The sequence below is a fragment of the Ferrimonas pelagia genome (assembly GCF_039543565.1).
Lineage (GTDB): Bacteria > Pseudomonadota > Gammaproteobacteria > Enterobacterales > Shewanellaceae > Ferrimonas > Ferrimonas pelagia.
The window spans coordinates 39,160-63,291 of the sequence record NZ_BAABJZ010000003.1; the positions used below are offsets into that span (position 1 = coordinate 39,160).

Annotated in this window: 21 protein-coding genes; 3 read left to right on the top strand and 18 right to left on the bottom strand. The window is 58.0% G+C overall.

The genetic code is table 11. From position 1 onward, the window contains the following. Positions 1-66 precede the first annotated feature (66 nt). The gene (locus tag ABEA08_RS00700) at positions 67-666 is read left to right on the top strand and encodes a Yip1 family protein (protein WP_345332207.1); all 600 of its coding nucleotides are present in this window, start codon (positions 67-69) and stop codon (positions 664-666) included. A 65-nt stretch (positions 667-731) separates the two neighbouring features. Here ABEA08_RS00700 and purF read toward each other — a convergent pair whose 3' ends face one another. From purF to fabB, 10 genes are all read right to left on the bottom strand, one after another. Then, entirely contained in the window at positions 732-2,246 is a 1,515-nt protein-coding gene (purF, locus tag ABEA08_RS00705; RefSeq protein WP_345332208.1) for an amidophosphoribosyltransferase, read from the bottom strand. Positions 2,247-2,290: 44 nt separating this feature from the next. After that, a complete protein-coding gene (locus ABEA08_RS00710) occupies positions 2,291-2,779 on the bottom strand; it encodes a CvpA family protein (protein WP_345332442.1) in 489 nt (162 codons plus the stop codon). Between the two features lie 129 nt (positions 2,780-2,908). Next, the gene (locus ABEA08_RS00715) at positions 2,909-3,460 is read right to left on the bottom strand and encodes an SPOR domain-containing protein (RefSeq protein ID WP_345332210.1); all 552 of its coding nucleotides are present in this window, start codon (positions 3,458-3,460) and stop codon (positions 2,909-2,911) included. A gap of 2 nt (positions 3,461-3,462) precedes the next feature. Next, the gene (gene folC, locus ABEA08_RS00720) at positions 3,463-4,713 is read right to left on the bottom strand and encodes a bifunctional tetrahydrofolate synthase/dihydrofolate synthase (protein WP_345332212.1); all 1,251 of its coding nucleotides are present in this window, start codon (positions 4,711-4,713) and stop codon (positions 3,463-3,465) included. Next, positions 4,710-5,600, bottom strand: a complete 891-nt coding sequence (gene accD / locus ABEA08_RS00725) for an acetyl-CoA carboxylase, carboxyltransferase subunit beta (protein WP_345332214.1) — start codon at positions 5,598-5,600, stop codon at positions 4,710-4,712. The genes folC and accD overlap by 4 nt, the downstream gene beginning before the upstream one ends. 223 nt (positions 5,601-5,823) lie before the next feature. Then, complete coding sequence (truA, locus tag ABEA08_RS00730; RefSeq protein WP_345332216.1) at positions 5,824-6,615, bottom strand: tRNA pseudouridine(38-40) synthase TruA; 792 nt, start codon at positions 6,613-6,615, stop codon at positions 5,824-5,826. Positions 6,616-6,702: 87 nt separating this feature from the next. Next, positions 6,703-8,205 (bottom strand): FimV/HubP family polar landmark protein, encoded by a 1,503-nt coding sequence (locus ABEA08_RS00735; RefSeq protein WP_345332218.1) that lies wholly within the window; start codon positions 8,203-8,205, stop codon positions 6,703-6,705. A gap of 64 nt (positions 8,206-8,269) precedes the next feature. Beyond that, entirely contained in the window at positions 8,270-9,280 is a 1,011-nt protein-coding gene (locus ABEA08_RS00740) for an aspartate-semialdehyde dehydrogenase (protein WP_345332220.1), read from the bottom strand. Beyond that, positions 9,270-10,403 carry a 4-phosphoerythronate dehydrogenase gene (locus ABEA08_RS00745; RefSeq protein ID WP_345332222.1) on the bottom strand — a complete coding sequence of 378 codons (1,134 nt, stop codon included), beginning with the start codon at positions 10,401-10,403 and terminating at the stop codon, positions 9,270-9,272. Before ABEA08_RS00745 ends, ABEA08_RS00740 begins: the two co-directional genes overlap by 11 nt. A gap of 170 nt (positions 10,404-10,573) precedes the next feature. Next, positions 10,574-11,797 (bottom strand): beta-ketoacyl-ACP synthase I, encoded by a 1,224-nt coding sequence (fabB, locus tag ABEA08_RS00750; protein ID WP_345332223.1) that lies wholly within the window; start codon positions 11,795-11,797, stop codon positions 10,574-10,576. A 130-nt stretch (positions 11,798-11,927) separates the two neighbouring features. Here fabB and mnmC point away from each other — a divergent pair, with 130 nt between their 5' ends. Beyond that, positions 11,928-13,913 carry a bifunctional tRNA (5-methylaminomethyl-2-thiouridine)(34)-methyltransferase MnmC2/FAD-dependent 5-carboxymethylaminomethyl-2-thiouridine(34) oxidoreductase MnmC1 gene (gene mnmC, locus ABEA08_RS00755; protein WP_345332225.1) on the top strand — a complete coding sequence of 662 codons (1,986 nt, stop codon included), beginning with the start codon at positions 11,928-11,930 and terminating at the stop codon, positions 13,911-13,913. Positions 13,914-13,979: 66 nt separating this feature from the next. On the opposite strand, the gene ABEA08_RS00760 is transcribed toward mnmC, so the two are convergent. The 4 genes from ABEA08_RS00760 to ABEA08_RS00775 form a co-directional block, all read right to left on the bottom strand. Beyond that, entirely contained in the window at positions 13,980-14,450 is a 471-nt protein-coding gene (locus ABEA08_RS00760) for an LPP20 family lipoprotein (protein WP_345332227.1), read from the bottom strand. A gap of 81 nt (positions 14,451-14,531) precedes the next feature. After that, positions 14,532-15,476 (bottom strand): hypothetical protein, encoded by a 945-nt coding sequence (locus ABEA08_RS00765; protein ID WP_345332229.1) that lies wholly within the window; start codon positions 15,474-15,476, stop codon positions 14,532-14,534. A gap of 26 nt (positions 15,477-15,502) precedes the next feature. Then, on the bottom strand, positions 15,503-17,338 hold the full coding sequence (locus ABEA08_RS00770; RefSeq protein ID WP_345332231.1) for a caspase family protein: 1,836 nt from the start codon (positions 17,336-17,338) through the stop codon (positions 15,503-15,505). Between the two features lie 12 nt (positions 17,339-17,350). Continuing rightward, entirely contained in the window at positions 17,351-18,370 is a 1,020-nt protein-coding gene (locus ABEA08_RS00775) for a hypothetical protein (RefSeq protein WP_345332233.1), read from the bottom strand. Positions 18,371-18,781: 411 nt separating this feature from the next. Here ABEA08_RS00775 and ABEA08_RS00780 point away from each other — a divergent pair, with 411 nt between their 5' ends. Beyond that, positions 18,782-20,980 (top strand): hypothetical protein, encoded by a 2,199-nt coding sequence (locus tag ABEA08_RS00780; protein ID WP_345332235.1) that lies wholly within the window; start codon positions 18,782-18,784, stop codon positions 20,978-20,980. 63 nt (positions 20,981-21,043) lie between these two features. Here ABEA08_RS00780 and ABEA08_RS00785 read toward each other — a convergent pair whose 3' ends face one another. Genes ABEA08_RS00785 through ABEA08_RS00800 form a run of 4 tightly spaced genes read right to left on the bottom strand, consistent with a single transcriptional unit; the run spans position 21,044 to position 24,129 of the window. Continuing rightward, a complete protein-coding gene (locus ABEA08_RS00785) occupies positions 21,044-21,313 on the bottom strand; it encodes a YfcL family protein (protein WP_345332237.1) in 270 nt (89 codons plus the stop codon). Then, entirely contained in the window at positions 21,307-22,443 is a 1,137-nt protein-coding gene (locus ABEA08_RS00790; RefSeq protein ID WP_345332239.1) for an ATP-NAD kinase family protein, read from the bottom strand. The genes ABEA08_RS00785 and ABEA08_RS00790 overlap by 7 nt, the downstream gene beginning before the upstream one ends. Next, complete coding sequence (locus tag ABEA08_RS00795; protein ID WP_345332241.1) at positions 22,425-22,967, bottom strand: elongation factor P hydroxylase; 543 nt, start codon at positions 22,965-22,967, stop codon at positions 22,425-22,427. Before ABEA08_RS00795 ends, ABEA08_RS00790 begins: the two co-directional genes overlap by 19 nt. Continuing rightward, positions 22,933-24,129: an MFS transporter gene (locus ABEA08_RS00800; protein ID WP_345332243.1), complete on the bottom strand. Its 1,197-nt coding sequence runs from the start codon at positions 24,127-24,129 to the stop codon at positions 22,933-22,935. The genes ABEA08_RS00795 and ABEA08_RS00800 overlap by 35 nt, the downstream gene beginning before the upstream one ends. Between the last annotated feature and the right edge of the window lie 3 nt (positions 24,130-24,132).

A 24,132-nucleotide genomic window follows, 5' to 3' on the forward strand; every position in this document is an offset into this window, starting at 1 on the left:
CAAGCAATAGTTGTAGTGTCTGCAGCATCGACACTGAAGATAGTGACCATCAAAAGGACTATAACTATGATATTGAACCACCTCTGGGGACTCTACACCCACCCTCGGCAAGAATGGAAAACCATTGAACGCAGTCATGAAGGTCTCTCTTCCAGCTTGATCCACATCCTAGTGATCGCCCTGATCCCCGCCATTTGCGGCTATTTTGCCGCTGCCCACATCGGTTGGGATATCGGCGCGGGCGATCCCATCTACCTGACCAACCTCAGTGCCCTGAAGATGGCCGGGGCCATGTACATCGCCTTGATCGCTGGCGTCTTTGCCTTGGCGTATCTGGCGCACTGGATGGCCAAAACCTTTGGCGCCGATCCCGATTTTTCCCAAGCCTTAGAGCTGGCCGCCTATACCGCCACGCCCATGTTCATGGTCGGCTTTGCCACCCTGTACCCCCAGCTTTGGTTTGTCATGATGGCTGGCCTGGCTGGGGTGACCTACTCCGTCTACCTGCTCTACTCCGGCGTCCCTATCCTGATGAACATCCCTGAAGAGCGCGGCTTTATCTACGCCAGCTCACTGGTCACCTGCGGCTTAGTGCTGCTGGTGGGGATCATGGCCAGCTCGGTCATTCTCTGGAGTTACGGCTTCGGGCCCGCTTATATGAGCTGACGCTCAGAGCCATAAAAAAACGCCGCTGCGGAGATCCGCAGCGGCGTTTTTGATCGCAACGTTTGTTATGGGTGGCAAACGTTATGGATCTCCAGATTGGTGCTCTGCTCTCCCGCCTGCTTCACCTTCGCATCCTCGTTGCGACTGGCGTTGAGTCGGTCCAGATAGGCTTGATCAATGTCGCCGGTGACATAGCGGCCGGTAAAGACCGAGGTTTCGAAATGAGGAATGCTTGGATTGGCTTCACGCACCGCCGCTTCCAGATCATCGATATCCTGGAAGATCAGGCCATCGGCGCCGATCTGCTCGCAGATCTGCTCCACTTCACGACCATAAGCGATAAGCTCTTCCGGGCTAGGCATATCGATACCATAGACATTGGGGAAGCGGATCTCCGGTGCCGCAGAGGCAAAATACACCTTCTTCGCACCGGCTTCGCGCGCCATCTCAATGATCTGCTCAGAAGTAGTGCCCCGCACGATGGAATCATCCACCAGCAACACGTTCTTGCCCTTAAACTCCTGGCTGATCGGGTTGAGCTTGCGCCGTACCGACTTCTTGCGCTGTACCTGACCTGGCATGATGAAGGTGCGGCCGATGTAGCGATTCTTCACAAAGCCCTGGCGGTAAGGCAGATCCAACTCATGGGCGATCTGCAGCGCAATGTCACACGAGGTCTCCGGGATCGGGATCACCACATCGATATCATGGGTTCGCCACTCACGGGCGATCTTGGCCCCCAAGCGGGTTCCCATGTTGACGCGGCTGCCATAGACAGAGATCCCATCGATGGTGGAGTCCGGACGGGCAAAATAGACGTACTCAAAGATACAGGGCACATGCTGAGGCGCATCCGCACACTGTTGGGTATGCAGGTTGCCATCAAAATCCACGAAGATCGCCTCACCCGGCGCGACATCCCGCAGGGTGTCAAAACCGGACGCGTCCAAAGACACCGACTCCGACGCCACCATGTACTCGGTGCCCAGCTCGGTCTCTTTCTTCCCTAACACCAAGGGGCGGATCCCAAACGGATCGCGGAAAGCCACCATACCGACACCGATCACCATAGCGACGGCGGCGTAGGCACCGCGTACCTGACGATGCAACTGACGCACCGCCTCAAACACATCCGCCGCATTCGGGCAGTGCGCTTGCGATTTTTGCAACTCATGAGCCAGCACGTTGAGCATCAACTCAGAATCCGAGCCGGTGTTGATATGACGTCGCATCACCGCCATAGAGGCGACCAGATCGTCGTAGTTGGTCAGGTTGCCGTTATGGGCCAGGGTGATGCCAAACGGCGAATTCACATAGAAAGGCTGCGCCTCAGAAGAGCTGGAGCTGCCGGCGGTAGGGTAACGCACATGGCCAATACCGATATTGCCCTGCAGTCGATGCATGTGTTTAATTTCAAACACATCCTTAACCAGGCCGTTGGCTTTGCGCAGGCGGAAGGCCTGTCCATCAATGGTACAGATCCCGGCGGCGTCCTGGCCACGGTGTTGCAAAACGGTCAAAGCATCATAGATCAGTTGATTCACGGGCGTATGCCCGACGATCCCGACGATACCACACATGTTTGAGTTTCCTCACAAAGGTCGATGTTCTATATAGGGTGTTGTTATATTTGTCTTAGGAAACTGGAGGACTGCTCGATATGGTCAAAAAACCATTGGATCACGATGCCAAACTCGGGGATAAGGGCCGATTGCTGCCACCACAGCGCCGATGAGGCGGTGGTAAAGCTATCGAGGAAGAACAGCATCGCACTGACCACCAGTACCCCGCGCAATGCGCCGAAGCAGGCACCCAGCACCCTGTCTGTGCCACTTAATCCGGTCTTATCCACCAACTGACCGATCAGGTAGTTCACCAGTGTTCCAAGGATCAGGGTCGAAATGAATAAGATGGCCACGGCCGCGCCTTTTTTTAGCATCGGCTCGCTGATCTGGGTAAGAAAGACCGCCAGATCCTCATAGAAGCGACTGGCGATCACAAACGCGGCGATCCACACCACCAGCGACATGGCTTCACGGGCGAAGCCACGGATCAAACTGATCACCACTGATAATCCGATCACTGCCAAGATCGCATAATCGATCCATACCATCATTCGCTGCGTCCCCTTCCTCTTGTTTTTGGGCGGCGATTTTACCAGAGCGCCGCCGTTTTCACACGGTCGAATACAAAAGACAGGATCCTGTCTGCAAAACAATAAAAAGCCCGCGAAGGCGGGCGATTAAATCTTTAATGGGTCATAACGAACCAACTGGGTTTGCAGCGAATGCCGCTCGGCCAGTTCTTGCTGCAGTGCCTTGATCCGTTTCTGCTCGATCTCCGGCCCCACAAACACCACGGTCAACTCACCGTCTTGCGGCACCGCCGGTACGGTATAGGCCGGATAATCCTGTGCCCGTAACTCCTGTACCAATCGGTTGACGTTGCTGGCACTGCGGAAGCTGCCCAGACGAATGCTCCAGCCAGAACGGATAGCCTCATCGGCTTCCGGTTTCGGCACGCTGGCGTCCACCACAGGCGCCGAGCCGGGCTCAGGAGCCGGGTTTGTCGCATCGTCCTGCAGTGCCACCACCACCGGCTCGGCTTGCGACACGATAGGCTCAAACACCTCGGCGTGATCCGGCGTCACATCCAGAGCCGGCCGCAACGGGATGGTGGCAAATTGCTCCTCCACCCGGGTCTTCTCACCATTAAGTAAGTCCGGCAGCACCATAACGCCCAGCGCGACGATCACCACCGTGCCGACCAATCGGTTGTGCAAAGGCTTAGCCAAATTCAGCTCCTCTCTCGCCAGTACTGTTTTGCTTGGGCCACAGTGTAAAAGGAGCCAAACAAGATCACCAGATCATCCGGCGCCGCCTGCGCTAACGCCGCGTCAAGCGCCTGCGCCACACTGGCAAACTGGCGCGGCGCTGCCACATGCTGCGCCAACTGCTCGGCCGAGGCACCACGAGGAACCGACAGATCGGCCACATACCACTGCAGCGGCAGGGAGCGAAACAGCGCCAGGGTCGAAGCAATGTCCTTATCCGCCAGCATGGCGCACACCGCGTGCACCTGCCCGTAGCTCTGCTGAGCCAACCAGTCGGCCAGATAGCCGCCCGCTTGCGGGTTATGCGCCACATCCAACACCAAAGCCGGCTGCTGCGCAAGATGCTCCAACCGCCCCTCGACCTGGATCTGTGCCAGAGCGACACGAACCGCAGGCTCAGGTAAGATCCCCAGCAGCGCACGCAGCGCCGTCAGGGCCGTCGCCGCATTGTCCAGCGGGATCGCCGGCAGCGGCAGTGCCGTCAGGCAGAGATCGTCACTGTGATAATCCCAGCTGTCCGCGTGACGGCGCAGCTCAAACTCGCGTCCCCGTTGACTCAGCGAAGCGCCGATCGCATCGGCATAACACGCCACCGAAGCGGGCGGTTGAGGATCGCCACAGATCGCGGCATGGCCAGGACGAAACACACCGGCCTTTTCTCGACCGATCCCTTCCCGGCTATCCCCCAGATAGTCCTGATGATCCAGATCCACCGTGGTCACCACCGCCACATCGGCGTCGATCAGATTGGTCGCATCCAGTCGTCCACCCAGGCCAACCTCAAGCAACACCACATCCGGTTGATGGCGCGCAAACAGCCACAAGGCGCCCAGCGCCGAATACTCGAAAAAGGTCAGGCTGGTCTCACCCTGCGCCGCCGCAATGGCACTGAAAGCATCAACATGTGCCTGCTCGTCTAACTCGTCGCCATTGATCTGGACCCGCTCGGTGTAGCGCTCAATATGGGGAGATGAGAACACGCCCACCGAGTAACCGGCTTCGCGTAGGATCCGCGCCATCAATGCACAAGTGGTGCCCTTGCCGTTGGTTCCGGCGACGGTGATCACCCGGCTGTGTGGCAACGCGGTCAGCTGCAGACGCTGCGCGACGGTGCGCAAACGCGCCAAGCCTAAATCGATTTCAGTGGGGTGCAGAGCTAAGATCTGATCAAGCCACTCCGCTAGGGAGTGGCTCGTGTCGAGCGTCGGGATCATTCCTCAGCCGTCTCGCTGGACTCAACCGTTTCCGTTGCGGTCTGGTGGGTAAACTTAGCGAGGGTCCGGCCTAAGGTGTCACGCATGTCGCGACGATCAACGATCATGTCGATCGCACCTTTCTCCAGCAGAAACTCGCTGCGCTGGAAGCCTTCTGGCAGCTTCTCGCGAACGGTCTGCTCGATCACGCGAGGACCGGCAAAACCGATCAGGGCGCCCGGCTCAGCGATATTCAGATCGCCCAGCATGGCCAATGACGCCGAAACGCCGCCCATGGTGGGATCGGTCAACACCGAGATATAGGGCAAACCGCGCTCTCGCATCCGCGCCAGCGCCGCCGAGGTCTTGGCCATCTGCATCAGCGAGAACAAGGCTTCCTGCATCCGCGCGCCACCACTGGCCGAGAAACAGATCAGTGGGATCCCCTTCTCCAGCGCCACATTGACCGCTCGAACAAATCGAGCCCCAACCACGGACGCCATCGAGCCGCCCATGTAGGCAAATTCGAACGCACACACCACCACAGGCAAGCCTTGCAGCTCGCCCTCCATCACGATCAGCGCGTCTTTCTCACCGCTGGCCTTGTTGGCTTGGCTGATACGATCTTTGTACTTTTTGGAATCACGAAACTTGAGGATATCCTGCGGCTCAAGCTCGGCGCCCAACTCTTGGTGGGTGCCTTCATCCAGTAAACGCTCCAACCGGGTGCGCGCAGTGATCCGCATGTGATTATCACACTTGGGACACACCTCCAGGTTGCGGCTCAGCTCAACACCATAGAGGATCTGATCGCACTTACTGCACTTACTCCAAACCCCTTCCGGCACGCTGCGACGACGCTCTGCCACCGCTTTGCTTTTTGGCAGGATCTTTGTTAACCAACTCATTTGCGGCTCTCTCTCCATTCCGGCAAACTCGGCCTTCCGGCCGACAAAGGTAGGGAACTTGCAGCCAACCGACGGGCAACGAGTCGCCATCGTGCAAGGTTGGGCCCCTGTACCTGTTTTAGCATGGCAGCCATTAAACCATAAGGGCGTTTTGGCAGCTAACGAAAACTGGTCATACCCTCTTAATACGGCTCAAAACAATAAGATATCAAATCTCTTTGCGCTATAGCGGATCCGGCAAAAACAGCGGTCCTGGCGCGCTGCGTGGGATGCCAAAGGCCTCAGGATAATCCACCTCGACCAAGTACAATCCCTCCGCTTTGGCCGTTGCCGCCGCCAGATCGCGGTTTTTCGCCGCCAGTAGCTCGGTGATCCACTCTTTGGGCTGGTTGCCCTGACCCACTTCCATCAGCGACCCCACAATGTTGCGCACCATATGGTGCACAAAGGCGTTGGCCTTGATGTCGACGATGACAAAGTCGCCCTGACGATCCACCTTAAGGTGATGGACATTGCGGCAAGGGCTGTGAGACTGGCATTGAATGGCACGAAATGAGGTAAAATCGTTCTCACCCAGCAACAACTGGCCGGCTTCTTCCATTAAGTTGGCGTCGAGGGCATGGTAATAATGGCTCACGCCATGGCGCAGGATCCCAGGGCGCAGGCGATGATTGTAGATAATGTAACGATAACGGCGTGCTGTCGCTGAAAAGCGGGCATGGAAATCGTCACTCACCGGTTTGGCCCAGCGCACCGCAATGTTGTCCGGCAAATTGGCGTTGACCCCCAGGGTCCAAGCGGCGGGACGACGCTCAAACTGAGCATCAAAATGCACCACCTGCCCGGTACCATGCACGCCGGCATCGGTTCGCCCGGCACAAAACACATCCACCGGATGGTTCGCCACCTTGGCCAGCGCCTCTTCCAATCGCTGCTGAACCCCGATCACCTCACGCTGCTTTTGCCAGCCAAAGTAACCGTGCCCGTTATATTCAATCCCCAATGCAATGCGCATGTCTTGCCCCCATCAATCTTAGGGCGCGCATTATAGCGACCAAAAAAAACGGTGGCGAGCGCCACCGTTGTTTGCTGTCATTTCCGCTTACAGCTGCGCCAGCAAGATCTGCGCTTCCGAGCGCTGGGAATCACCGCCCTCCAGTGCCACCTCTTTCAACAAAGCGCGAGCACTGTCGGTATCTTCGATCTCAATATAAGCGCGTGCCAGATCCAGCTTGGCCGCACTGCCCCCTTCATCCATCGGCGCTTCGTTCATCGCCACCATGGTGTCGGTCTCCAGCGCGACTGGGGACTCATCGGCCTCAGCAGCCAGTTCACTCTCTTCCAGCAACTTATCGATATCGATAAACGGCTCATCCGCCGGCGGCACCTGAACCGTCGCAGGCGCGCCGACTTCAGGCTCCACGGCATTGAGTAAGGTGTCCATGTCGACTTGATCGGCAAGCTCAGCGGTGCCTGCCTGTTGCCGCTGCTGCTCCTGCTCCTGCTCCTTGAGCAGTTCATCCAGTGACAGGATATCTTCATCCTTCAGCGCGCTGTCAAGCTGGATCCCCGCGGACGACGGCTCCGTCGACGCGATCGGCTCCAACAAACCATTATCCACAGCCTCCTCTTGCGGCATCTCCTCAGCCAGCCGGGGCTCCTGATCCCCCAACTGGGTCTGCACCGCATCGGCTTCACTGTCGCTGCGTCGACGCAACAACAGCAACAGCAGTACCATCAACAGCCCAACCGGCACGATCGCCAGCAAGGTCAACTTAACCGGGTTTGCCAGAAGATCGGCCCAAAATGACGGCGGTGTCGCCACCAAAGGTTCATTCACCACCGCATCCGCAACCGGCTGTGTCGCGGGTTGCTGGCTACGCTGCCGGTCCAGCTCCTGCTCTAGGGCATGGTTGAGCAACTGTTGCTCATCGAGCGCCTGCTGCATCAGGGTCAATTCCTGGCTGAGGGTGTCCAACTGCTGCTGCAACAACGCATTTTGCTCCAGCATCTGCGCCATCTCATCCGCGGTACTGGCCAACTCCTGACGCAGTTGATCAACCTTGGCTGCCTGCTGAGCCTGCGTCGCCAACTCAGCCGACAACTGCGCATTCTCCTGCTGCAGCTCGGTCAGATCTCCGCCTGCGCTGGTGGCAGTGTCCGCAGGCGCCGCGCCAGCGGCCGCCGCTTGGCCTGACCCGCTGAGGACCGGAGGCTGCCAAGCGCTGTCATGCTGTTTGGCCTGACTGCGGGCCTCACTGGCGGGCAGCGCGGCCATCACCGCTCGGGTCGGCACGGTCAAAACACGATTGCGTTCAAGTGAGTTGAAGTTCGAGCTGGTAAATGCATGGGGGTTGGCGTTAAACAGCGCCTGCATCACCTGGTAAACGGTTACCCCATTGTCCGGCCGGACTTCATTGGCGATCCGCCACAGGGTGTCGGTCCGCGTGGTTGGGCCATACTGCTGCAGTGGCTGATCCACCACCTGCTGAACCTCGCCATCCGGCCCAGTCACATACAGGGTTTGGGCGGTCGCTGGCAGCGCCAGCATCATACTGCCCAAGGCAGCAGCGCGCAGCGCGCGACTCAAGGTGTCGTTCATCATTCCCACTCGTTATTACTGGGCAGTTCACCTATTTTCTTCAAGTGAACTGCCACTTTTCAGTACGTTACAGGTAATCCTGCACCAAAAGCTCGGCGATTTGTACTGAATTCAATGCCGCGCCTTTGCGGATGTTGTCGGCAACAACCCAAAGGTTCAGACCTTGAGGGTGACTGATATCTTGGCGCACCCGACCGACAAAGACATCGTCCTGACCTTGTGCGTTGCCGATCTGAGTCGGGTAATCCTCGTCCTGCTCCATTAAGGTCACCCCTGGGGCTTGCGCCAGCAGGGCTTTGGCTTCATCCACCGAGGTTGGCATCCGGGTCTCGATGTGGATCGCCTCAGCGTGACCATAAAACACCGGCACACGGACGGCGGTCGCATTCACCTTAATATCGGCGTCACCGAAGATCTTCTGGGTTTCCCAGACCATCTTCATCTCCTCTTTGGTGTAGCCGTTATCCATAAAGACGTCGATCTTGGGCAAAACGTTAAATGCGATCTGCTGATCGAACGCGTCCGTAGTGGCCGGCATGCCCTGCAGCAACTGGCTGCACTGTTTCGCCAGCTCCTCAATGGCACGCTTGCCCGCACCAGACACGGACTGGTAGGTACACACGTTGATGCGCTCAATACCGAACTGATCGTGCAGCGGCTTCAACGCCACCAGCATCTGAATGGTGGAACAGTTTGGGTTGGCAATGATGTTGCGGTTGCGGAAATCCGCCAGCGCGTGTGGGTTCACCTCTGGCACCACCAGTGGGATCTCAGGATCGTTACGGAAGTGCGAGGTATTGTCGATCACCACACAGCCCGCATCTGCGGCGATCGACGCATACTTTTCCGACACACTGCCACCGGCGCTGAACAAACCGATCTCCGCCGTCGTCCAATCAAAGGTCTCAACATCGATAATATCGAGTTCTTCACCGTTAAAGCTCACGGTTTTACCGACGCTGTTGGCGCTGGCCAGGGGGAACAATTTGGCCACGGGGAAACCCCGCTGCTCCAAGATCTCAATCATGGTTTGACCGACGGCGCCCGAGGCGCCCAATACTGCAACGTTATATGCCATGTTCGTTTTTCTCTTCTACCGTAAAGCCCAAATTGGCCAACATCTTTGCTTGCTTCGACGTGGCAGGGACCACAGGCAAAGCACTGAATTCTCGTCGGGCGAGGTTCGCCTGACGTCGTTTATCAAATCCGTCCGGCAAGGCCGCACGGAATAAGCCGTCTTCCTCGGCCAGATCGTACACACTGCGGATCAGCGCCAGCAGATCCGCATCGTCCAGCTCAGCCTCAAGCTGTCTTGGCGGCAAGGCGTTATCGCCCAGCAACGTCGCCATTTCCGGGGTGGGGCAACGGCCCTGTACTAGTGCCTGATGCAGCATCTGGCTGCCGCGGATCTTGCCCTCCACCGAATAACCGGCAATGTGAGCCGTGGCAATGTCCGCCAGCTCAACCAGAGCCGCTTTGGGGCGGGGCTCGCCCTCCCAGACATCCAGCGCCAAACGCAGATCCGGCCGTCGTGCCTTAACTCGGATCAACGCGTCGTTGTCCACCACTTCACCACGGCATGCATTCACTAACCAAGCGTTTGATTTGAGCATGCCAAGCCGCGCTTCATCAAGCAGGGCCAAGGTGGGATCATCGCCATCGGTTATCAAAGGCACATGCAGGCTTATTACATCACAACGCTCGATCAGCTGGGCCAGACTAAACCAAGGCCCCGCCGCACCGCTGCGCTGTTTGGGGGGATCGCAACGCAACACCTCGATCCCCAGCGCCGACAGGCGCTTTTGTACCGCCGAGCCGGTGTTGCCCAGCCCCACCAGGCCGATGGTTTGTCCCGCCAGCGGCTTGCAGGTTTTCACCGCCAGGATCAGCAGGGCTTGCAACACATACTCACCCACCGCATCGGCGTTACAGCCCGGGGCATTGGTCCAGCGAATGCCGCGCTGCTCCAGCGCCTCGATCGCCAGGTGATCCGTGCCTATGGTGGCGGTACCGACAAACTTCAGGGCCGGAGCCGCCGCCAGCAGCTCTGGCGTCACCTTAGTGACCGAGCGCACCAACAGCGCATCCACGTCCTGCAGATCTTGCGGGCCAATCGCCCGACCCGGCAAACGCCGTACTTCCCCCAGATCCGCAAACAGCGGATCCAGGCTGGCCATATTCTCATCAGCTAGAATTTTCATTGTTTTGCAGCGCCACTCGAACCGGCTATCCAGTGTACCCGATGCCGCTCAGGGACGCAGCCCAGATCCCGCCGCTGTGCGCGATATCACCTGAAAAAAGGGCAGAAACAACAACGGCCCGGTGCGCTAGCATCGGGCCGTTGAAAAAAGCCAAGGTTCGCCGTCGCGAATTACTTGTGCTTGGTGAAGATCAGCGTCGCGTTGGTGCCGCCGAAACCGAAGCTGTTGCTCATGACGGTACTCAGCTGCTTATCCAAACACTCTTTCACGATCGGCATGCCTTCGGCATCTGGGTCGACCGTATCCAGGTTGATGCTTGGCGCGACAAAGCCGTGCTCCAGCATCAGCAAGGAGTAGATGGCTTCGTGCACACCAGCCGCACCCAGGGCGTGCCCGGTCATCGCCTTGGTGGCGGAGATCAGCGGCAGATCATTGCCGAAGGTCTCGAGAATGGCGCCCAGCTCACGGGTATCCCCGACCGGGGTCGACGTGCCGTGGGTGTTCAAGTATTCCACTTCGCCCGCACCGGCGGCCGCAGCTTGGTCCAGCGCCTGCTGCATGCAGCGGGACGCGCCTTCACCGGAAGGGGCCACCATATCGTAACCATCGGAGTTGGCACCGTAACCCACGATCTCCGCGTAGATCTTGGCGCCACGGGCCAGCGCGTGCTCCAGCTCTTCCACCACAACGATACCGCCGCCACCGGAGATCACGAAGCCATCACGATCGGCATCGTAGGTACGGGACGCCTTGGTCGGATCGTCGTTGTACTTAGTGGACAGCGCGCCCATGCCGTCAAAGCCCATGGCCAGGGTCCAGTGCAGCTCTTCGGAGCCGCCAGCGAAGACCACATCCTGCTTACCCAGCTGGATCTGCTCAACCGCGTTGCCGATACAGTGGGCACTGGTGGCACAGGCGGAGCTGATGGAGTAGTTCACGCCTTTGATCTTAAACGGCGTCGCCAGACAGGCAGAAGCCGTGGAAGACATGATCCGTGGCACCAGGTAGGGACCGATACGGCGAACGCCTTTGGTGCGCAGCGTATCCGCAGCTTGGACCTGATTGAGCGACGAAGCGCCGCCACAACCGGCGATGATCCCGGTGCGCGGGTTGCTGACCTGCTCTTCGGTCAAACCGGAATCGGCGATCGCCTGCTCCATCGACAAATAAGCGTAAGCGGCCGCGTCCCCCATGAAGCGGATCACTTTGCGATCGATGTGTTCGGACGGGGTGATCTTCAGATCGCCCCAGACGCGGCTACGCAGCCCCATCTCTTCAAACTGTTCCGAGTAGCTGATCCCACTCTTACCTGCACGCAGGGCCGCAGTGACCTCTTCGGCGTTGTTACCGATACTCGAAATCACGCCGATCCCGGTAATGACCGCTCTTTTCATCTGTGTCGTCCTATCTGTGTTTAGACTCAATTCAACCGCAGCTATGTTAGCGCGAAGCCCGGTGTAAAGTGGTCGGCTTTCCCCAAGTCACGGTAGAATAGCCGCCAAATGCTGACTTTTGAGGGCTGTTGTGAGCCATTTAACCCCCGCCAATATCGACTGGTCCGATCCCGCCGCGCCGCTGTCGACCCAATTTGGTGACTTTTACTTCTCTAAAAAGAATGGCGCGGCCGAGACTGAGTATGTGTTCCTGCATCATAACCATTTACCCGGACGATGGCAGCAACACCAACAAAGCCTTTTCACTGTGGCCGAGACCGGATTTGGTACTGGCCTGAATTTCTTCGTGTTATGGCGCCATTTTCAGCAATTTCGCCGTCAGCACCCCAGCGCAGCCTGCCAGCGACTGCACTTTGTCAGCGTCGAAAAATATCCGCTGAATGTGGACGACTTGCGTCGGGCCCACGGCCAATGGCCCGAATTTGCCGATCTGGCGATGCAACTGCGCCAGCACTACCCACCGGCAACCCAAGGTTGCCACCGTCTCCTGTTGGATAACGGCCAGATCGTGCTGGATCTGTGGTTCGGCGACGTGCTCGATACCCTGCCGCAGATGGACGCGGGTCGAAATGGCGTGGTCGATGCGTGGTTCCTGGACGGTTTCACGCCGCGCAAGAACCCACAGATGTGGCAACCGGCGCTGTATCAGCACATGGTACGCCTGTCCCGGCCCGGCGGCAGCTTCGCCACCTTCACCGCCGCCAGCGACGTGCGGCGCGGCCTGCAAGCGGCAGGCTATCAGGTCAAAAAAGCCAAGGGCTTTATGGGCAAGCGAGAGATGATCTACGGCACCTTGCCCATGGACAGCGACGCTGCAGACAGCGACGCGCGATCCCGCGAACTCGAGCCGGTCAGCATCGTCGGTGGCGGCATGGCCGCCGCCAGCACCGCGCTGGCCCTGTGTCGGCGCGGTGTTCAAGTGGATCTGTACTGCGCCGATGACGCCCCGGCGCAAGGCGCGTCCGGCAGCCGCCAAGGCGCGCTCTATCCCCTGCTCAATGCCGGCGGTGATGCATTGAGCCAATTTTACAGTCAGGCGTTTCCGCTGGCCCGGCAGAGCCTGCTGCAATTGGCTGAACAGCATACGATCCACCACGGGCTCAGCGGCGTGTTGCAACTGCCGGTGGACGACAGAAGTAGAGACAAGATCCGCAAGCTGGCTGGCAGCGGCCTGCCCAGTGAGTTGGTTCAGGGGGTGTCGGCCAAACAGGGCAGCGAACTGGCTGGCGTGCCGATCGATCGAGATGGCGTGTATTATCCGCAGGGGGCCTGGATCTGCCCGAAAGATCTCACCCTCGCCATGCTCGCCGAAGCCGAGCGCACCGGCCTGTTGAGCTGCCACTATCAACACCCGCTGCAAGCCCTGCACTGTGACCAAGGCCGTTGGCTGCTGGATTTTGGCCACCGCACGGCGCACGCCCCCCAAGTGGTGCTCGCCATGGGCGCCAGCAGCGCCGGACTCGCGGCCACCGCGCCGCTGCAGCTCAATCCAGTACGGGGCCAAACCAGCTACCCCGAGGCGCAAGATGACACCGCCAAACTGCAGACCGTGCTCTGCGCCGATGGTTATCTCGTACCGTCCATGGATGGACGACTCACCTGTGGCGCCAGTTTCGTTCGCGGTGACGACAACACCGACTGGCGCGAGGCCGATCGTGACGAGATCCGTCAGCGCATGACGCGCAGCTTCGGTGCGCTGGCGTGGCACACGCAGCTTGAATTGGACGACTCCGGTCGGGCCGCCGTGCGAGCGACGGTGCGGGATCACCTGCCGTTAGCCGGCCCGGTGCTGGATTGGGACAACACTCAAGACGGCATGACACCGGCGCAAACCCGATGCCAACCCGGCTTATACCTGCTCTCCGGTTTAGGCTCGCGCGGCCTGTGCTCGGCCAGTTTGTGCGCCGAGTTGCTGGCCAGCCAACTGCTGGAGGAGCCCCGCCCGCTCAGCGGTGATCAGCAAGCGCGGCTGGCCCCGGGCCGGTTCTGGCTACGGCGCTTAGCCAAAGGCCAGCCTTTACTTCATGGTCCGCTCCCCGACAATGCGTCGAAATAGCCCAATCCAAACGAAACAAGGCTCACCGGATGGTGAGCCTTGTCATAGAGAACGAGTCTCGAATCATTAATCGAGAACACGCTCACGAGCTTGCAGCAGCTGCGATTGCGGGATCCCAACCAACACCCACAAACGCCCACTATCTTCCGACACTCGACCCAGCATACGCGTGCCAGCCAACTCCGCCTCCGTCACCGTGGTGCCAGAGGAACCATCCGCAGCAACCACTTGCTCTTTGTTTCCGACTCGTTCCGTGCCCTCACTGCTGCTGTCAGAAACCGCCATTCGCGCATTCACTTCCAGAACCAGATTGGCGCGGGCATTTTGCATCGCCATCCGCTCCCTGTGAGCGTAAGAGGCTTTGCTAGCCTCATAGCTACCGGTCGCCAAGATCATATCAGCTCGTTCTTCCTGACTTTCAGGACACATCCACTCAGGTGCAACTTCGTTGCTGTCTGGAAAGGTGCACACAAATTTAGGGGTTGATGAACAGGCAACTAGGCCCAATGCCATCATGGCGGCAACTAACTTTTTCATTGGTCGTACTCCATATCGTGATTTTTTCCCCACCGACCTATCGTGCTTTCACGGCTGGCCAGCTCGAACATCCCTATTTCGTTAACGGGACAAATTGTTATAAGGCAAGATCTCAAGCCGTTGGGATGACAAAGTCTGCACTTCCCGTTCCGTCAAGCCATTGATCCAAGTCGCTAACTGATGCTCATCGCTGGCCCGTTGCAACAGCTCTAGCGACGCCGTAGGAGCCAAGACCCAATGCTGTTGCGTAGCCCGTTCCGTGGGGTTTTGCACCTGTAATCTCAACGATCGGCTTTGCCCGAAACTGGCTGGCAATCCAATTCGCTCCCAACTCCCATCAAAGTGGATGATCAGAAGATCCAATGGGAATGCACTCAGCTCGCTTAACGTCATCTCCAGCATGTCGCCATGACCGATCCGTTGCGTACTGAGCCCCAGCTCGGTCGCGCCGGATAATTGCTCAAAGGCCGAGACCAGCTCACTGCGCCTAAGCGGCACGCTGGCGGGCCCTACCTGCAACAACCAGCCGTGATCCCATTGCAGTCGCAATTCAAGACGAGGCCCATGCCCCGGAGGGAACTGCGACCCCACTGAACGCGTCAACAGTGGGCTCCCGTAAAAGCCGCTCGGTTGTCCCGGGATTCCCGCTGCTGCCAAAGCCTCTCGAGCTCGCACGACCAGCGGACGCATATCCAGCTCGACGGCAACGTAGTAGTTACCGCCACACTGCCGTTGCTCAATCACTCGGGCCCGTTCCAACTCTACCTGGGCAACCGAGCGGGACGTGCTGAAACTGCTGTGCTCGACGCTTTGGCTCGATGTTGAAGTCCATTGCAAATCCGAACTGCTGTCCTGGCTTAATATCTGCTGTGCCAGACCGGACCGGGCGGCCCGGTTGGCTTCATCAATGGTCGCCCCCTGTCCTTCGAACAAATAGACATTGGGATCCACTGAGAACAGCCCCTGTTCGCAACTCTGCTCCGTCGAGGCACACCCAGACAAGCTGGCCAACACTAGCGTTACCAAAGCAAGATACCGTTCATTTCTGCCCATCACTGGTATTCCGCCAAGAAACGTTTGGCGGTGCCAAACTCAATCACCGGCTCCGGAGCCATGGCTCCCAGCTGGTTGGCAATGCCTGGAATGTGGGTGCGTAAGTATTGTCCCAACTGCTCGTTGGTCAGGCTCTTACCTTCGGCGGCATCGTTACTGAGCCCATGCGCTAGGACATAGGTAAACAGACCTTGCTGGGCACCATGATGGCTATGGCGGTGACTTTCGCAGTGTTGACTGGCTTGGTACAGGTCATAGCCATTGCCAGTCGACTCAAATGCACTTTCAAACCGGACCGATGACCGGTTGCTATCCTCTTCAGTCGATGACACACCGCTAAAACAGGTATCCAAGAAGATCGAGGGCCGACTGCCAGGCAGCGACTGAATGACCGTCATCATCTCAGAGAGCTTTAACGCCGTTCTGGGAAGATCTTGCCAGTCACTGTCGGTCGCCATTAGATAGTGCTCCCAACCAATGTTCTCCGCGGTCGAGCCATGCCCGGCGTAGAATACGTAGACTTCGGCTTCGGCATTGTCCCCGACCAAAGCAGCAAAGGAGCCCGGCGTGGAACGGTCTGCCATCAAGCGCTGCAGTTGCGCAAGCGTGACATCCTCTGCGGTGAGGATCTGACTGGTCGGCACCCCCAGTGAGCGCTCGAACACCTTCTGCATCACTTCCACATCCCGATTCGCATGGTAAACCGTGTGGTTGTTCTGATACTCCAGATTGCCAATAACCAGAGCATAAGCATTCGGATTGGTTTGCGCCGCTTTGGCAAAGTTGTAGTCTCTGTGACTGCGAACCACCTGATCACCAGTCACCCGCACCGACAACGGCAGCTTGTCGACAAACTCGTTGTGATCCTCGAGCTGCAGGAAGAAATTGAGCGACTCGCCCTCTTTTACTCTCATGCCAGGTTGCAAAGTGGCGTACATCCGGACTTCCTGCTGGGGCAGCAGCGGCAGATTTCGCGAAAATTCAATGCCCTCGGTAAACGTCATCAGCTTTCGGCTTTCCACCTGCAGCCGCCCACTCAGCTCCCGCGCCGCGCCGCCTCGGTTGACCAACGCGATCTCTACTTGGACAGGGACGCCGGCGGAGATCGCCACCCCTTCCTGTATCATCAAGCTAGCCTCGATTTCTGGCGGGACATAGGCCGCAACCTGCGCCGCAGAAGTAATGCGATCTTCGCCAATGCTGTCCTTCTCTTCTGCAGTGACAACAAAGTCGACCTGACCGTGGGCAAAATCCCGAGGCAGGTCCAGATCCAGCGTAAAGATCTGATCCTCACCACTGGCCAGATCGCCAGGGCGCCACTGCGCTTGGGATAGGATAACCCCCTGTTGCTTAGCAGACACCGACACAACCACACTCTCGGCGGCTGAACGACCAAGGTTACTCAACTCCAGGCGCATCTGCGCAGGGTGACCGGCCTGCCAGCCAATGTTGCGATCCAAAGCCGTTACACTGGATCTCAGTTTCAATTGCGGCGGGTTTTGGCGCTTTTCCGCTCGCGCTTCCTCCAGCCTAGCTTGACCCAACACCCAACCAGGCTGGTACTCTTTACGGGTATCGATAAATTCAACATCGCGACGAACAAAACGACCCGAACCGACTCGCTGATGCACACTTTCCCGCTTGAGCAAAATAGAGCCATCCTGATCGTTTAATGCTTGGGCCTGCTTTGCTTTATCTTCGGCCCGGATCAGCTCACCGCGCTCCAATGCGCGTTTAGCTTCCAAATACAACTCGTGGGCTGCGATATTGGTTTTGTAGGCATTAACAGTAAAAGGCAGCAGCATCAGTGCTAGGGCGGTATATCCTAATTTCATATCTGTAATCCTTTAGAACTGAGCACTGATCGCGACGCCGTGATGCCAGGTGCCCGAATACTGCTTGGGCAGGACTTGTTCACTGCTGGCAAAGTCGATGGCAAAGTTCTTATATCCCAGCCCGATACCGAAACTGCTTGCCCCATCAGAGCGCAGCCCTTGCTCGGTTTCGTATTGCTGTTGACCGGCCCGCAGCGATAACGTGGTGTTCGTCGTCAACAGCCAATTCCACTCTACCCCGACCGCTAATCGCGACAACGACTCTTCCATAGCAACGAGATTTGGCAGGCTATCGAACTGATCATATTGCAGTGCCAAGTTCAGATCCCAAGAGATGTAATCCGACAAAAACGCAACATTGGCGGCTGTGCCTAAGCTGTACTGGCTGCCCCGGAGCATGGGGTCATCTTCGCCTATCGCTTCATCCCCTATGACTTCACTCCGGTAAGCACCTCCAAGCCGCAAGCCGAAGTAGCTGCGAGTGCTGCCTACGGCCTTTTGCCAATCCACGGCTTGCCACAGCATTCCGAGGCTGAAACCCGTGCCTTCGGAGGCCATACTGCCGTCCGGAGAGTCCAGACTCATCATATCCAGAGTCGCCCCCACAGTGACTCGCTCACCCAGACGTGTGCCCAACGCGAGCCCGAGTGTAGACTGTTCGAAACCGGCCAGTTCCCGCCCTGTGTCGTAAATTGGGGTAAAGGCGTCCCTTTCATAAAACAACCCAAAGCTGCCGACTTGAGCGGCAAACGCGGTAAACTCCGTGTCTGGGTCATGCCAATTCCCATCTTCTTGCTGCGACGAAATGCTGCTAAATTCAGCCGTGACACCAAGCACGGAATTGCCTTCACGATCGCGGTTGCCAATGGGACCCGCCGGATTGGCACTCCATGCCGTCGTATCTTCTGCCAACGCAACAAAAGCGCCACCTAAAGCATCACAGCGAACCCCGCCCGCCTGCGCACAGGGGTGAACCAAAGCCAAGGTCGCAGCGACACAGCTAAGCCACCTCGCTTCGCTCAAAAATGACATCCCTTCTCCTTTACGCCCCATCCCGGATCAATATGGCTCCGGACAGATCGACTCACTCACGGTTCAATTGATATCGAGAGAACCTGAGACAAAAATAAAAAGGTAATGTTAATAATGACTTGGCTGCGCGTCTAATGACACTCCACGCATTCGAAGCTGCACCACAAACACAACTCATAGCCCTCCCAATCTGGTAACGTGCGCATCGCCCCTGGCTGCCCTGGCTGCAGAATTTAATCTTTTTATTCCATCAATGGCAGGGAGCTTTGCCTGCTTACGACCCAATTTTCTGGCCCAACCCTCCACACCTCCAACGGCCTACCTTGCAGTTACAATATCCCTACAACATCTTCTACTACATTGAAATAAAAGCTGTTTTATCATTGTTGATTCGTTTTTATGGAGAATATGATGAAGAAGTTGTTCTCACTTCTCACTCTGCTTCCCCTTTTAACCGCTTGCCTATTCACGGAAGGAGACGAAGCGTTTCCCAGTGGCCCAGGTGTCGGTGGGGGCGCTGTAGTCGAAAATCTGGAGTGGCATGTACCTAGCCAGATCCCACTGGGCGAAGCGATTGGTCATGCGCTGATCGCGCACTTTACCGATGGCCACAGCAGTAATGTCACCGACCTGTCCAATTTCGAAACGGACAGTCCCGAGATCGTTGCCATCGACAACAAACAAATTGTTGGACTCGCCATCGGCGAAGCGACCCTGTCTGCTCAGTACCGAGGCCGTACTGAACGAGTCCGTATCGAGATCGGCGCATCAGAAATCTTGGCGATTGAGTTTTCTGGCATCGAGCCTTCCCAACCTGCGGGAACCCAGCAAAACTGGACCCTGACGGCCAATTGGTCCGATGGCGAAACGACAGATATTACTGCCAGTGCAGAGTGGTCCAGCGCTCAATCCGACTCTGTGCATTTCAGTGCCCCTGGCGAGTTCCGCGCCATGGTACCCGGCGAAGTCGAGATCCAAGCCCGGTTCGGGCAACTGTCAGTATCGGAAACTGTGGAGGTCACGGCGCCAGAGGCCATCGAAGTAGTGTTGACCCAAGCCCCCTATGGGCAGCTTGAGATGCTGCTTGGTGACCGCCTAGAGATCGCATTTAGCGCTCGATTAACCGACGACACCTTAGTACCACTCGATACCCCATATGGTTTTCGAGTCGACGGCAACAGTGCAGACACCTCTGGGCTCGACTTCGTCAGTCACAATGAGCCCACTCTCAGAGCACTGCGGCCCGGCGAATTATCACTGCGCCTGGATCCGCAAGAGCGACCCGACGGTGTCAGCCGCTACGTGTATGTCGATCTCACGATCCAGGATAACCCAGCCGAATACCGATGGGTGCGCCACGACTTTGAACCTGAAGCCGATAACCTGACTTGGACCCGGCGAGCTTATGCCGTCGACGATGGCAAAGTGGTGATGCTATTTGAGGTAAAAGACGGCAACAGTGCCGACGGGATCTATCTGGTGACAGCCGATCAGCAAGGCTATTCTGAGCCTAAGCAGATTTTGAAAGGCCAGTTTATGGACACGCTGACCCACACTCGCTGGGCTCAAAACGGCCAATTGGTCTTTGTCAGCAAGATGGCCAACGGGCAGGAGAACATGTTCTGGTATGATCGTAATACCGCGACATTGACGCCAATGTCAGCCCCGGCAGAAACCCAGGGCACATTCAGTTACCAGAATAATTGGCCACTGATGACTTCTGCAGGCACAGCCTTCATGTATCTGTCTCCAACCGATAGAGACCACCCGCACCGGGACGAAATGATGCTGATGCGTTACGACCGAACGCAACAGCAATGGCAATTGGATCAGGTGCTGCCGATCTCGGCTTCACAACAACGCGGCAGCAACCTAAAGTTCCCGGACAACATCGCTGACACCCTGATCTACCAAGGAACAGACAGCGGTTACTGGCCATCATTCACCGTCATCAACACATTGACCGGCGATGTCGAGGTTCTGGTTCCAGAGCGTCCATCCCAAACCGCAGATCGCTTGTATCGCTTCGACTTTACCGGTAGTGACCCACTGCAAGCTGTTGCAATCAGCTATGACAGGGAGTATTTCCTATATTGGTCGGAGCTTGACCTGGTTCCAGAAGCGCATGCGCTGTTACTTGGCGAGTCCATTGAGACCATCAGCAATACACCGCTTCATAGCGCGGATATGGAGATGGGTGACCGCTTCTTATTCTGGCCACGGGTCCAAACTGCAGACGGCAGCGATAATGTCACCTTTCGGACTTTGCAAAATGGCAGTTGGCACGTCACCCACCTACCCAGCCCCCAGGAAAGCTACACACTGGAGCTCTATCGCGCTCAGACCCGTGAAACACAGAGCAGCGACAAAGCGACCATACGTCACCCTCAGCTCGACAATGAACAGATAATGTTGAGCAGTCAGGGTATGTGGGTGAGCCACCACGGACAATGGTCTCAGGACACTGAGCTGTGGCGCTTCAATATCAGCAGTAGCAGCTCCTATGCTCAGCAAGTTGTCCACCTGGGCGACAGTTTGGGCCTAATTTACCGCGATGGCTCACTCAGCCGACAGCATCTGTGGATGCTGCAACTCCGTCAGCCGGACTAGCAGCCCAGGATACGAAAATGCCGCAGAGATTCTCTGCGGCATTTTTTCTTAGCTGGCTTTGTTTCAAGCAATCAAACGCTGATTAAGCTGCTGCCAGGCATTCTGGATCAGTACCAGATCTTGCGGCGACAGCTCGCTTTTCGCGGCACCCAACACGTCAGCCATCTTGGCCTGCAAGCCATCGAGTGTTGGCGCTTCGTTTTGCTCCAACTGGGACAGCACCACGGCAAAATGCCCCTGCAAGTAGCCGCTAGCAAACACCTCATCGTCACTGCCGGACTGCAGCAACTCACCGGTCCACTCGTGGCAGATCTCATCCCAACGCTCTAACATACTTCTTCCTCCGGATCGGCTAGGGGGTACAACACGGCGTCCCGATAGCCGGTGGTAATGCGATAGTGGCCGGTTAAGGCCCGATCTAAGGTGTGATCACCGGTGTCCGCCAGCATGGGACGGCCCGCCAGTGCTTCTAATTTGGTTTTGGTGGCGACAATCATGATGTTGTCACGACCGATGGTCCGGATCACCAAAGGGCTCAGCTGTTGATTGCCGCGGCCAAACAGGTGACCCTGGCCACCGATCAGGGTGAGCACGAGCTTGGTTGGCTTGTCCGCGATGACATCAAGCAATTGCGCTTCGGTCAGATCCTGCCCCAGCACTTTGTTGTCTTTGATCAGATCGATACCCAGCAGGGTGTTGGCCAGCCCGAGGTGATCCATCACCGCCGCCACCGTGCTGCCCGAGCCCATGACACACTGCCAACCGGCTTCATTGAGCGCTTCGATCTGCTCGGCCATGTCGGCGCCAATGTCATCCAGCACCAACGCCTGATGCTCCTGGCCGCCCATCTTCACCGCCTGCACGTAGCGCAGCGCTTCGGGCACCATCATTTCGCCAAAGTATTGGGCCTTGACCTTACCCTGGCGAAACGCGACCTCATCGATATCACGGACTTCACCGTCGGTGACGCTCAGCAGTTCGCCCCGCACCATCTGCGCGGCGACAACGCCCGCCGCCTTGGGGCTGATGGCATACACCCCGGAGTGGATCTTCACCCCGGCTGGCACCCCGAGTACCGGAATACGCTGGCCCACCACACTGCACAGATCCCGCGCCGTGCCATCGCCGCCCGCAAACAAAATGAGATCCACCCGTTCCGCCAGAAGATGCTCTGCCAACGCGCGGGTATCCGCCGCGTCAGTCACCGCCGGTGGCGTGTGGCGTAACCGGGGATCAAAGCCCAGCTCTGTCGCCAGAGCCCCGCCCATCTCGCCCTGGGCCGTATGGACTTGGATCCGCGCTTTGAGCGGCACCAGTGCCGCCAGCGCCAGCGCCATCCGCGCCCTCGCTTTGGGCTTGGCGCCCAGCGCCAACGCCTGCTCGGCAACCCCATCGGAGCCTTTAAGGGCGACGCTGCCGCCCAGGCCCGCCAGCGGGTTGATGATCAGTCCCAGTTTGAACACAGCTTATCCTCACTCCATGTGAAACGCGTCGGTAATGGCCGATCGAAATGCTGGCAGAACAGCCGGGCCAGTTGCTGCGCCCGGGGCGGCCAGCCCCGTGCCTGATACGCCTCGGCTGCCGCCTGAACGCGACGCCGAAACCCAACTCTGTCGATCTCGATGGCGGTGTTATCCGCGCTGACATCAAATGCCTTGCCGCAGGCCTGGCTCAGATACCACTCGATGGCCTGCGGCTGCGCTTCCAGCGACTCAAACTCCGCCTGACGCTCGGTGCTGCGCTGATCCGACTCATACCAATAGCCGTAATCCAGCAACGCTCGACGCTCCGGCCCCGCCTGGCACCAATGCGCCAGCTCATGCAGCGCGCTGGCCACATAGCCGTGGGCAAAGTAGATCCGATGATAGGGGCAGATCTCATCGGCTGGCAGATACAGCGGCTCCTCGCCACCATCGAGCAGCAAGGTTTGGTATTCCCGGCCCGGGCCCTGCTCAAACAGGTGTTGGATCTGTTTCGCGTTTGGCATCGAAAAACTTAAACAGCAGCATGATCAGTCCGGCAGCGAGGGCTGCCATGGCGGCGCTCCACCAAGTAACGTGCGCGCCATCACCATTTTGCCACAGTATGCCACTGAGATAGGCACCCAATGCGCCGCCGACTCCAAAACTCAAGCTGGCATACAGCGCCTGCGCTTTGCCTTGATCCGCCGACGCAAACGCGCCATGGACAAAAGCGATGGCACAGGCGTGGGTCAAGCCGAAGCTAAAGGCATGCAGCAGTGCGGCCAAAGCTTGCCCGCTCAAACTCATCCCCATCCAGTCAGTCATCAACCAGCGCAACGCCGCCAGCGCGCAGCCAACCAACATCAGCGAGCTCAGCGACCAACGCGCCAGCAGTCGAGGCGCCAACGCGAAGATCCCGATCTCGGCGATCACCCCCAACGCCACCAAGGCGCCAGCCCAAGCCTCACCGAAGCCAAGTTGGATGAGATACAATACGTAAAAGGTATAAAACGGCCCATGGCTGGCCTGGATCAGCAAAGCGGTGAGCAAAAACAGGATCACCTTCGGCTGCCTCAGTGCCTCAACAAAGCCGAGGCTGGCTTGGTGACGCTGAGCGGGTGCCGCTTCCGCGGGCTCGCGGATAAACCAGGAAGTCAGCACCAATGCCGCAAACACCAGCAGGCCGATATGAGGCAAGGCTGATGCGCCGTGACGCTCAAACCACCAGCCGGCGCCGACCACCATCACGATGTAACCCACACTGCCGAAACTGCGTAGCGTACCGTACTGATGACTGCGCTCGCCCAGACTGGTGAGCGTCACCGCCTCGAGCTGCGCCAAAATGGCATTCCAAAAGAAGGTAAACAGCGCCATCACCAGCGCAAGGGTGACAAACGCCGTTGAACCGGATAATCCAGCGAACGTCAGCGCAGCCAACGCGGCCCCAAGGCGGATGATCGCCACCCGCTTGCCTAGGTGATCCGCCAGCGCCGCCCAAAGATTGGGGGCGATGATCCGGGTAGCAAACAGGATCGCCAGCAGTTGGCCGATCTCGAGCGAGTGGAAGCCCAGCCCGTCGAGGTAGAGCCCCAAGTAGGGCACCAACAGACCAAGAATGGCAAAGAAGCAAAAGTAACAGGCCGCCAGAGCTTTGCCCTGGCGGCCTGTTAATGGAGACGTGGTCAAGGC